The following is a 12906-nucleotide window of genomic DNA, read 5'->3' as shown; positions in this document are numbered from 1 at the left end:
GTGGGTGGCACTAATTTCTTTAAAGAAAAAGGTGCCGCAAGGCACCTTAACATTAATTAAATACATTTACTAAGTTAGTAAATATGTCTTTATTATCTTTAATTTTAGTTTCATTCCCTAGTACACAAAAGTAATCTTCTTTTATAACATCATTTAATAAAGCTTTAAAAGACTTAATGTCTTCTGACTTTGTATTTAATACTTCTTCTCTTTCCTTTTGTCTTTGCTCCTCGGTAATACCTCTTATATAATATGCTGTTGCCCTCTCACCCTTCATAGAAGGTGTTAGTGGTGAATCCAGCTCACTGATTGTTCCTATAATATATTTAGTCATTTCTCTATCAGAGGCTTCAAAATTTCCTATATAATCACATATTCCATCATAAGCTGTTAAAGTCTCTTGCAGATTAGGATCACGATAAGATACGAAAACTATATTACCACTTCTAACTAAGTTTGCAAAACCACCATAGGCCCCACCTTGCACACGAACCCTATTCCATAAATAATCAAGGCTTGCTATAGTTTTGAGTACTAACATCTTACCTGAATAAGAATAACCTTGCTTAATAAAATTATAGCCTTTAGCTACATATTGAACATCTGATGAAGTTAATAATCCTTCATTATTCTTATCTAACTTAAAATCATACTGAATATCCGGCAATTTTTCAACGCTTAATATATTTATAATCTTAGGTAACTCAGCAGAAAAAGCAGTATATATATCTTCTTCACCTGTAACACTTATTATAAGATTGTTTTTGTTAAATATAAGCTTTGATACCTTATTTAAGTTTTCAATAATGCTCTCAGCTTTATTATCAAAATCTCTTTCAATTTCGTCAATAAATTTATAAAAAGCTATTCCTGAAGTTTTTTCTATATAAGCTGAAGCTGGTGAGAAGTAAGAGGTTAGTCGTCCAGCTGCTACCATATGTCCTTTATCAACAATTTTCATTTCATACCTTGATTTTAATTGCTGAATTAGCTCCTTGAGACGTTTCTTTTCATCAAATTTAGTATTACTAATTATTTCTGCCATAATATCAAATAGTTTAGGAATTTTAGTAGCTAAAGCTTTAGTCTTTAATACGAGCTTTGGGCTATATTTTTCAAAATTTTCATTTTCGCCATATACATCTGTAGTAAAATGAATTCCCCCTGTATTAATATTAATTACATTAGATAAATCAGAATAATTAGTATCTTTTGTGCTTACCCGTCCTAAAATAGTTGATAATAATGTTACATAAGGTAGTAACTCCATATCTATTTTTTTAACATCAAATAATATATTTATATAAGCGATCTTATTAGTAAATATATCATGAGATAATACCTTTACTCCTTGCTCATCCTTTTCTTTTATTGGTAAATGTTCTACAGTAGTTTCAATATCAGAGAGTTCAAGTAAAGGAATAGTTTCAAGCACTTCTACAGGATCAGGCGTCATTTGTCTTTCTTTAAGAGCCTTTGTACCTTGCACTATTTTATTTATCTGTTCCTCTGATAGGCTTGCTTTGTACTTAGCTAATTTTTCTTCTGTTGCCTTAGACTTCTGCTCTGCAAGGCCCTTTTTACCATTCAAGATAACCATAGAACTATGGGTATTATTTATTAGATACTTTTCAATAAGTTTCTCAAAATAATTTGTGGTTAATGCTGCTTTTATTTTACTTAAATAACTTTCATACTCTAAATGCATAGTTGGATCTTTATCATAAAGCCAACTGTCCATGCCAGTTATATAATAGTATAATCCTTTTGGAAAACCACCTAAATCAGCCTCTCTCAATTTAAATTCAGTAATATTTATACAAGCCTCTATTAGCTTTTTATCTAATCCATCTTTAACTAAATTCTTTAAAGTTGTAAATACTACTTGTTCAAATTTTTCTTTTTCACTTTCATTAGAGTTTTTTACAACTATAGTAAACACTGGTTGCAATATGCTATTATCAAAACTTCCGAATACATCTTTACCTATTTCAGCATCTATAAGCGCTTTCTTCAAAGGAGCTGCTGGACTTTCTAATAATAAATATTCTAAAATTTCGAAAGCTAAATGAAGTTCTGGCTGACTAATATTGTCGCCTGTTACAAAGTTCAAACTTAAGAATGTTTTGCCTAACTCATTATCATCACATGAAATAGGATAATCCATCTTAATTTCTTCCATTTTACTAAATGGTTTTTGAAGCGCAATAGCTGACTCTACCACAATTTTATCAAAGTTATTTAGATATCCTTCACTGATAAATTGCAATTGTTTATCAATGTTTCCATCACCATATAAGAAAATATAACTATTAGATGGATGATAATATTTTTTATGAAATTCTATAAACTCCTCCTGGGTTAAATCTGGTATAAATTCTGGATCTCCACCGGATTCTACGCCATATGAAGTATCTGGAAATAAGGACTCTTGAATCTTACGCATGAGGCATCCTTCTGGAGAAGAAAATGCGCCCTTCATTTCATTATAAACTACACCTTTATAAGTTAGTTTATCTTCCTTATTTTCTAATTCATAATGCCATCCCTCTTGCATTAATATTTCTGGCTGAGAGTATATATTGGGATAAAAAACCGCATCTAAATATACATCCATAAGGTTAAAAAAGTCTTTTTCATTTTTACTAGCTAGAGGATATATTGTTTTATCAGAAAAAGTCATAGCATTCAAAAATGTATTTAAAGATCCCTTTATTAATTCAACAAAAGGCTCCTTTGTTGGAAACTTCCTAGAACCACAAAGCACTGAATGCTCTAGTATATGTGGAACACCATTACTATTTTTAGGTGGTGTTCTAAATCCTATAGAAAAAACCTTGTTATCATCATCATTCTCTAAATGTAATAACCTAGCCCCACTTTTTTCATGTTCAAATAATCTTGTCACTGAATTTAGCTCTTTTATATTTTTTTCTTCAATTAACTTAAACCCATGGTATATACTTCCAATCTTAAATGTCATTTTTATCCTCCTCATGCTTTCTTAAAATGATTACTAAATATTTTATTTGCGGGAAATTCACCAAATGAAATATGCATAACCTATCACAAAATTAGAGTTTACCTAATATATTAATTATACACCATTTTATTCCTTCTCGCTAACAACATAAATCATTTTATCTGTTTAGCTTTCCACTTTTTTATTTTGTCTATACTATAGTATTGTAACTATTATTTTTCCAAGAGTATTTACAAAGTTAAAATCGTCAAAACCAAATTCTTTTGATTGCGTGGATTCCGATAAATATAATACTCCTTTTACTGTGTCACCCTTAATAAGTGGAATTGCCATAACAGACTGCCAGTTTGGAACGCCTGTTATCACATCATACTCAGTTATTGTATCCCAATCTATCTTGCAAACTCCCTGTTTACTATCAATTACAGATTTTATTATGTTTTTATTATAAGTGTCACTATCTGTCCATTCATTTTTAAAAATTTCCCTTGAATATTTATTTGTAATATCCTCATTCTCTTTTATAAACAAAATCCCCTTTTGCGATTCCGTAATTTCAATAACTCTACCTAACAAACTATATATCTTTTCTTCTATTGTTGAATTTATGTTTATAAGTTCAATTAATTCTATCATGGCAAGTACATTTCTATGATCTTGTATTCCATTACCTGATATTATTCCAGCAAGCCTATCTGTTTTTTTAGCTTTTTTAGAAAATTCACTATCCCAAATAACATATCTGTTTCTTCCCTGTTCCTTGGCAACATATAATGCTTGATCTGCTCTCTCAAAAAGTTCACCTTGCCACTCACCATGTAGAGAAGATACGGTAACACCCAAACTTACGGTAACATCTCGCCTATTATCTAGTATCTTTTCTTGTTCAATTTTATTTCTAAGTTTTTCAGCTACAATCTCAGCACCTTTTATACCTATACCAGGAAGAATGATAATAAATTCTTCCCCACCATATCTACCTATTATGTCTGTTTCTCTCAAATTTTCAATCACAACATCGCAAACTCTTTTTAACACATAATCTCCTGTCCTGTGTCCAAATTTATCATTTATCATTTTGAAGTGATCTAAATCAATCATAATAATAGAAAATTCACTGCCTGTTAAACTTGCTATTTCTATTTGTACATCGAGGGCTTCTTCTAGGTATTTTCTAGTAAGGGTTCCGGTTAATTTATCAATAGAAGCACTTAATCTAAGCTTATATTTCTCAATTATTATACCTATAACTTTACTAAGTTCCATACATTTTTTCATACTATCTGTGTTAAGATTATTTAATACCCTTTGTGATTCAATATATACGTACCCGGTTATATTTTCATCGCCTTGTATATTTTTTCTTCGCTCATGCGCCATAAAGTCTTTTCCATTACCATTTTCCATAATAATAGGAATGCAAATAGATGCTTTTAAAGTATCCTGAATGTTATTCATCTTTTGTTCTAAACATGTCTCTGTTAATAAAACTGGTCTTACGCAACTTAAAATCTCAGGCAATTTTTCTCCATTTTGAGGCAATTCACATTTTCTATCACTAGAAGCTATAACTTTATAGTTTTTGTTATTATCAGTAATAATAATAGTCGCTCTAGTTGCTAGCGTTATATAGGTGAGATAATCAATTATAAGCTCTAAGTTTTTTGCATTATCTGATTGCAGATTTTCTAATACATCACTTATATCATGAATATCTTCATGGAGAGATGATGAATATATTTTTTTTATAGACTTTATAAAATTCTTGTTTTTTAAAATATCTTTATGATTCACTTTCTCTAATAAATATAATAGTTCCTTTTCACCTTTGACACTCGCGGGTTCTACCATAAGCATGGAAGTATCTTTATTATTTTTATAATAATTGTTAATACTCAAAAATCTATTAAAAGGTTTTAATGCATTATTTATTTTAATATAAGATAATCTGTACTCTATGGGTAATTTAATATTTATATCCTTTAATATGCCACAAGCCTCAAAATAGTGAATTACTGCGTATAGGTAATCTTTTTTATCGAAGTAATAATCGCCTATTTGAATATATATTTTCCAGCACATTTCTATTTCTTTATATTTTTTTGAATACTCCAATGCTTCATTGAATAATTTAATATTTTTCTTCTTTTCAATCAACGCATCAACATATAACTTTTTAACATACACTCTTTTGCCTTTTATATCAACTTCAAGCTTATTAATTTCATCTAAAATAGTACATGTGTATTCTTTTTTACCATTTTCATATAATAATATTATTACCTCATAAAATATATTAAGCCTATTAGATATAGAAGATATCTTATTAGCTGTCGTTATAATATTATTAATACTTTCATTTAAGTTATCATCATTTTGCCCTAAATAAATTATTATATATTCATTTAAAACCTGAGCCTTCCATTTATATATAAATTCATCATTCTCATATATATTTAATGCCTTATTAATATAAAACTGAGCTTTTTGCAAATTACCCAATTTATAGTTAATTTCAGATGCCAAAAAGTAAAATTCACCTATATTTTTTCCTTGATTAGGATATATCTCTAGCTCCTTATTACAAAGTTCATAATATTTATACGAATTATCATAATCGCCTAATTTTAAATACACACTTGCAATAGAGCTGTAACAATAAAAAATATGGAATTCATATTTATACTTTTCACATATTTCTAATGATTTAATAAAATATTGCAGCGATATTTCATAATCCTCCATTAAACAATAGGTAGCACCTAAATTTATTAATGCCTCAAGTTCACTACTACTCATATTATTTTTTGTACATATATTCTTCATTTCCAGAAAATATGTTATTGCTTTATTATCATCTTGATAATGATCGCCGTAAATAACCCCTATACTATTTAAAGATTTTATTAGCATCTCAATATTGTTATATTTATTACATAATTTTATATTTTTTTTAAAAGTTACTAATGCTTCAAATATTTTTCCAATTCTTAGATAAGCTAATCCCTTGTGATTGTAAAATATGGCTTTTAGGTTTTCATTTTCACCGGTACATAATTTTATACAACTATTAGCTATACTATTAACTTTTTCATAATTTTGTCTTTTGTCGTATACCGTAGCTAGAATCCCTTGACTTTTAAGTAGCCCAGGAAGATAGTCTACTTTCTCTAACATAGACTGGATTTTCTCAATGTAATAAACGGTTTTATCTATTTTGTTTTTACTTAAATACACTTCTGCTACTTTAATTAAACTATCAATTATATATTTATACAAATCGGTATTTTCATTATAACTTTCTATTGATAGATAATATTTTACTGCTAAATCAATATTTCCTTCTTGATTGTTTAAGTCAGCAAGATCCATAATAACCTTTATATTTTTAATTGGATCCCATGTATAATCCATTATAGACACTGCTTTAGTTAAATTTTTTATTGCATCACTTCTATTTTTCAGAAGTTTCATCTTTTCAGCATTTTTAATGCAATAATCAACAACTTTTTCATCTTGATTTGATTTTTCTAAATGATATATTAATTCCTCAATATATTCTGTTCCACCTTGTGTATATAAATTTTCAAGTAATACTGAGGCTAATCTATGCATAACTTTTCTTTCATCATCCGTAATTTTTTCATACATAAGACTTTTAAGAAACCTATTATAAAATCCAAATACAAAACCTCTATCCTCAATTTTTCTGCATAATACTCCCGAGGAGATAAGCCCTTGCGTAACTTTCTGTAATTCTTCATAAGTTGATTCATTAAACCCTGAAATTATTTCTAAAGAAACAGCGCTTTCGAATATTGATATTATTTTTAGTACATTATAATTCATTTCTCCCATTTCTTTAACTTGGTTAAGCAGTACTTCGTGCATATCTGCTGGCATTATAAACTTAGAATAATCATAATTCTTAGACCAACTACCGTCTATTTCATCCACATAAATATATCTGTCATTAAAAAAACTTTTTATAATTTCCCGCACAAATAATGGGTTACCTTTTGACTTTTCATAAATTCTATTTGCTAATTTATACGCTGTTGTTGGCAAACTTAAAATATCTCGAATCATTATACCTACTTCTATTTCATTTAAATCTTTTAGAAAAATATTGGTCACGCCATTCATAAGCGATATATTTTTAGTGAAATCTGTAAATTTGCTATTTAGTACACATTCCCCATCACAATAAGAAATTATAACCATTATGTTTTTGTTTAATAATTTTTTTCTTATAATATATTCCATTATCTCTATTGAAAAATCATCTGATAAGTGAAAATTATCAATCATTATGATTATAGGAATGTTATTTATACATTCTTCAATAAATCCTGTTGCGGAATGTAAAAGTCTATACTTTTCTTTATCCCCACTTAATGGCTTTGAATGTATTATGTTCTTTTTACTGCCTAGTTCAGGTATAAATTTTATAAGTTCAGATTCATATTTATCTAATATCTCTGATTCACATTCTGAAATAAATTGTTTTAATATATCCACAAATGCCTGATTACTATTTTTAGTAGAAGCATCTAAAATAAAGCTATGGTAAACACTTACTTTTTTTAAAGAAAAAAGATATTTTAACGACTTAAGAAAGCGTGTTTTACCAATACCTGGTTCTCCATGAATTAAAATTGTAGAATTATTTTCATTTTTATTATTAATAGATTCATAGATATTAATAATTTTATTAACTTCTTCATCTCTGCCTATCATTTTTGAATTAAGATTTAATTTTTCTATTTCATCTTTTCTATGTGGTGTATAGTGTTTATTAAAAAATTTATTTATATCTATTACTAATTCCTTAATGTCTTGATATCTTTTTGCAGGATCACTAGAAATCATTTTTTTAATAATATTTTTGTAATTAATATTAAACTTTTTATCATTAAATATCTCTTCAATTGTACCTTCACTAATATTTTTAATTTCAACATTAAAATCAAAATCTTTACTTTTTGTATATAGAATAAATAGTAAAATGCCTAGAGAATATATGTCACTAAGAATATTACATTTATTTCCCTCTAATATTTCTGGAGCTTTAAAGTAATCTTCGCTATTAACATCATTCCATAATCCTTGTTTTTCAAGCCTAACTGTTGCAAAATCTTTAAATTTAATGACATATTCTTTATTATTTAATGTACTTTCGACCATAATATTAGATAAATTTATATCACAATAAATAAATCCTTTTAGATGAAGATAGTTTATACTTTTACAGATTTGTATAAACAAATCTAATAGTGCGTCACTTTCCATAGTACTTACCATCTCTAAAATATTAGAGTTATCTTGTACATATTCATTTGTGTAAAAATAAACTTTATCATTTAATTTTTTATTATCTAAGAAATTAACTAAAGCAAAGTCATATACTGATGTTAGGTTTTTACATTCTAGGTTAGTTAAACTTAAAAATTCTTTAGTATAGAATTCTATTAAATCCTTTTGTATGTAATCTGTATTAAGAATATTTAATTGTATTGTGTTATAATTTTTTATTATGTCATTTACTACATAACTGGAAACCACTCTGTTTTGTTTTATACATTCAACTACCCGATACCTATTATTGATAATTTCCAAATAAATCACTTCCTCAATATCAATTAAATTAATTTAATAAAAAATACATTTCATAATTTATAAAAAAATTAAGTTCACATACTAATTATACTAAAATATTACATAATTAATCTGTTTTTTTATAAAATAACAAATATGACTCCTAAAACATCATTTAGAATACTATTGTTACATGAATAAAAAAATACATTTAAGAAATAATATTAATAATTAAAAACATTTATAATTCATATTACTAACATATTATGTTATTTAGCCAATAAAAATACTTACATAACCCCTGGTTTATATACTTTAAGGATGGTGATTACTTGATTGAGGGATATAAAAATTTTAAATTGAACACTATTATCTTGAGTTCTGAATTTATAAATGTGATACCCATAGATAATAATATGCTCATTGAACTTACTGAGTCTCCGTCCACTGGCTATTGTTGGTACTATACCATCTCAGATCCATCCATTCTTGAATTAGAAAATAAAGAGACTTTTAATTTCAACAAAGCAAATATATTAGGAGGAAGTCAGCAAATTATCTGGAATTTTAAATGCCTTAAATGTGGTGAATGTAAAATACATTTTACCTACTATAAAAGTTGGAAAATAGAGTCTAACCCCTTAGATGAATATATGTACATAGTAAAAGTAGAATAGTAGTTTTTATAATGTAGTTATAAAAATACCCCCATTTATGGAGGTATTTTTACATGGAATGTAATCTTAAGACTATGATAAACAAATAATAAGAAATGTCTTTTGTTTTAAGTTAATATCTCATATCCAGTTTGTGTAACACGTATGGTATGTTCCCACTGTGATGATAATGATCCATCTGATGTAACCGCAGTCCAATCATCTTCAAGTACATCTGATTCTGGTTTACCAATGTTAAGCATAGGCTCAATAGTAAATGTCATATTAGGAAGTAAAATTGTTCCTTCTCCCTTTTGTCCTATATGGGGTACAAATGGTTCTTCATGAAATTCTAGTCCAACTCCATGCCCACCATAGTCATATACAACTGAATACCCATGGCTTTCTGCATGCTCCTGAATGGCGTGCCCTATATCTCCAAGCGTATTATAAGGTTTCACCTGCTGTATTCCTAGATCAAGGCACTCCTTTGATACACGTACTAAATCAATTGCTTCCTTAGATGCTTCACCCATTATGAACATTCTATTGGCATCGCCGTAATAACCCTCTAATATGCAAGTCACATCAACGTTTACTATATCTCCATCTTTTAGAATTGTTTCATCAGGTATACCATGACATATTACATCATTTATAGATGTACATACACTCTTAGGAAACCCACCATAACCGAGTGGTGCTGGATATGCATTATGCGCAATCGTATATTCATGTACCCAAGTGTTAATTTCGTTTGTGGTTACTCCCACTTTTATTTTCTCACCAACCATATCCAGGATCTCATGAGTTAGTTTGCAGCTTTTTCTTATACCATCTATTTGTTCCTCTGTTTTCATGATATCTCTAGGTATTTTATAACCTACTTTTTCCTCTATATTACTTATAAATATATCCTGGTCCATATGGCACTTTTTATATTTTTTGCCACTTCCACACCAACAAATATCATTTCGTGATAGTTTATCCATTATATTTCCTCCAATTAAGATTATTCAAAACATCAATTCTATATTGATGATTTCATCTTTAATTATAGTTCATAATTCTAAGTATTCAACCTTATTTAGAAAAACTCTGATTGTTAACTGTAGTTATTATAACACTTATTGCAATATTTGTAAATAATTTATAATATATAAGAAATATTGTTTTTTTTTCTTTTAATAGTGTAAAATGTATTTGTATACTTATTGATTATTTATATTTGGGAAGTGATTTAGTTATGAGACTTGTGCCAATTGAATGTGCAAAGATGGGAGATTATTTAGCTAAAACTATATTTGATAATGATGGAAGGATTCTATTAAGAGAAGGTGTTACATTAACCACTTCATTCATATCACGAATAAAACGTTTGAAAATATATTCTATATATATTACTGATGAATATAGCGAAATTGAAATTGAGGATGTAATAAAACCCGAGTTACGTCAACAAGCTATAAAAGCTATAAAAGAATCTTTTTATAGCTTTGAAAAATACAACTTATATTCTAATAATACAAATTCTAACGAAAAAAAAATTGCAAAAGAAAAGCAAGCCTATTTTGAATCTATAGGTAATATAGCTAAAGATATAATAGATGAGATTATAAGTAAAAAAAATGTAATGATTAACCTAGTAGACATTAAAAGTATGGATAATTACACCTACCAACATAGTGTAAACGTAGCTGTACTTTCTCTAGTATTAGGTGTCCAATTACAACTAAATCAAAATGAACTTTATACCTTGTGTATGGGTGCATTACTGCATGATATAGGTAAAGTTCTTATTCCAAAAGATATTATTTTAAAACCAGGCCCCTTAACTAAGGAAGAGTTTAACACTATAAAAGAACATACTACAAAAGGTTATGATTTTTTAAAAGGGTGCTTGGATATATCTGCTCCATCTAGAATTGTTGCTCTTCAACATCATGAAAAAATTGATGGACACGGGTATCCTGATAACATAAAGAATAAATCTATAAATAGATTTGCTAGAATTGTCGCTATTGCAGATGTGTATGATGCACTTACGTCAGATCGTCCTTATAGTAAAGCCATGTGCCCTAATGATGCTGTAGAATATATTTTTTCTCATAGTGATACTCAATTTGATTATGAAATGGTTAAAGTATTTTCTAAAGCTGTTGTCCCATATCCGCCCGGAACCCTAGTAAAACTGAGTACTGGTGATATCGGTGTAGTAATAGCTGTATTCCCTAATTTTGCTTTAAGACCTCAAATTAAAATTATAAAAAAAGGAACAAATACTAATTCCCCTGAGGTTAACTCAACTGTTTCATTAATTGAGCAGTTGGATATTGTTATTGAAAATATTGTATTTTCTATTTAGATAAGCTTATTCATGTCTTTTGTATAATATAAAGGATGTTCTTAAATTTAAGAATATCCTATATAGTATTTATCATATAATCCCTTTTAATATAATCATATTTAATATCTCCTGCTCTAGATACTAAATTATTATTAGCTATTTCTGTTGCTTCTTCTATATTTTTAGCCTTAAATATTATAGTTCCACCATTCTTATTATACATTCCCCCACAAATTAAATATTTAGAAGAATGATTAACCTTGTCAGTACTCGCAGTATATGTTATTGCTAAACTGTCATTACCCTCTCGTGAATAATTAATCTTAACCAATAAATCCTTTGTTTCCATGTATTTTACCCCCAATTAAATAATCCACTAAAGTGGTTCTAAAAAATACAGTTCAGCCGCAAATTAACTCTTTTTTAACATGAAATAATTATATATTTTTAACTACTTTACAGGTATTTTGTCTTAATATGCTCTATTTGTATTATATAGAACATTTGTTCGTAAGTCAATGATTTTTATAAATTTTAATGCTTTAATACAAATATATGTTCTAATTCTAATAATTTTAAAATTAAAAAGAAAATTATAAAAAGGTACAAGTTTAGGGTATGTATTATACCCTAAGCCTGTACCCAGTTCCCCAAACAGTTTCAATATATTGTGGTTGCGATGTAGATTTCTCAATTTTTTCTCTCACCCTGCCAATATGCACTGTAACCGTTGAAGTACCAGCCAGAGCATCAAATCCCCAAATTTTTTCAAATAATTCATCTTTACTAAATACCCTATTGGGATTTTCAGCTAGATACAATAATATATCAAATTCCTTTTGTGCTAAATTTATTTCCACTCCATTTATAAATACCTGTCTACAATCTTTTCTTATTTCCAGTCCTCTTATTATTAAAGTGTTACTTTTTACGCTTGTACTGAATTTCTTCTTTATTCTTTCATAATTTCGAATATGTGATTTAACTCTAGCTACTAACTCACTGGGATTGAAGGGTTTTGTAATGTAGTCATCAGCTCCAAGGCTTAAACCCTTAATTTTATCAATATCTTCTTTTTTAGCAGAAACCATTAAAACCGGAATATCTTTCTCCTCACGTATACTACGTAGAATAGTGAACCCATCAATTTTAGGAAGCATAACATCGAGAATTAACAAGTCAAACTCATTTGTTTTTAATTCATTTAACCCATTTATGCCATCATTACATATTTTTACTTCAAAACCTTCAATTTCTAAATAGTCCTTTTGAAGCTCAGCAATACTTACATCATCTTCAATTATTAAAATCTTTTTCATAAT

7 protein-coding genes are annotated in these 12906 nt (G+C 27.9%); 2 read left to right on the top strand and 5 right to left on the bottom strand.

Translation table 11 applies throughout. The annotated features are described in order from the left end of the window. Positions 1-52: 52 nt before the first annotated feature. Together VIM70_RS15625 and VIM70_RS15620 are read right to left on the bottom strand one after the other, a co-directional pair. Positions 53-2983 carry an insulinase family protein gene (locus VIM70_RS15625; RefSeq protein WP_331946706.1) on the bottom strand — a complete coding sequence of 977 codons (2931 nt, stop codon included), beginning with the start codon at positions 2981-2983 and terminating at the stop codon, positions 53-55. Between the two features lie 195 nt (positions 2984-3178). Then, positions 3179-8602 carry a diguanylate cyclase gene (locus VIM70_RS15620; RefSeq protein WP_331946705.1) on the bottom strand — a complete coding sequence of 1808 codons (5424 nt, stop codon included), beginning with the start codon at positions 8600-8602 and terminating at the stop codon, positions 3179-3181. Positions 8603-8913: 311 nt separating this feature from the next. Between VIM70_RS15620 and VIM70_RS15615 the strand changes: the two genes are divergently transcribed. Beyond that, positions 8914-9258 carry a protease inhibitor I42 family protein gene (locus VIM70_RS15615; RefSeq protein WP_331946704.1) on the top strand — a complete coding sequence of 115 codons (345 nt, stop codon included), beginning with the start codon at positions 8914-8916 and terminating at the stop codon, positions 9256-9258. 107 nt (positions 9259-9365) lie between these two features. Here VIM70_RS15615 and VIM70_RS15610 read toward each other — a convergent pair whose 3' ends face one another. Then, the gene (locus VIM70_RS15610) at positions 9366-10229 is read right to left on the bottom strand and encodes a methionyl aminopeptidase (protein ID WP_331946703.1); all 864 of its coding nucleotides are present in this window, start codon (positions 10227-10229) and stop codon (positions 9366-9368) included. A 254-nt stretch (positions 10230-10483) separates the two neighbouring features. Between VIM70_RS15610 and VIM70_RS15605 the strand changes: the two genes are divergently transcribed. After that, positions 10484-11602, top strand: a complete 1119-nt coding sequence (locus VIM70_RS15605; protein ID WP_331946702.1) for an HD-GYP domain-containing protein — start codon at positions 10484-10486, stop codon at positions 11600-11602. A 58-nt stretch (positions 11603-11660) separates the two neighbouring features. Here VIM70_RS15605 and VIM70_RS15600 read toward each other — a convergent pair whose 3' ends face one another. Together VIM70_RS15600 and VIM70_RS15595 are read right to left on the bottom strand one after the other, a co-directional pair. Next, positions 11661-11933, bottom strand: coding sequence for a hypothetical protein (locus tag VIM70_RS15600; RefSeq protein WP_331946701.1), 273 nt, complete (start codon positions 11931-11933; stop codon positions 11661-11663). Between the two features lie 274 nt (positions 11934-12207). Next, positions 12208-12903 carry a response regulator transcription factor gene (locus VIM70_RS15595; protein ID WP_331946700.1) on the bottom strand — a complete coding sequence of 232 codons (696 nt, stop codon included), beginning with the start codon at positions 12901-12903 and terminating at the stop codon, positions 12208-12210. Positions 12904-12906: the final 3 nt, after the last annotated feature.

Origin of the sequence: Clostridium sp., assembly GCF_036569345.1 — a bacterium.
Classification (GTDB): domain Bacteria; phylum Bacillota; class Clostridia; order Clostridiales; family Clostridiaceae; genus Clostridium_AD.
This window is presented reverse-complemented; position numbering and strand designations above follow the sequence as displayed.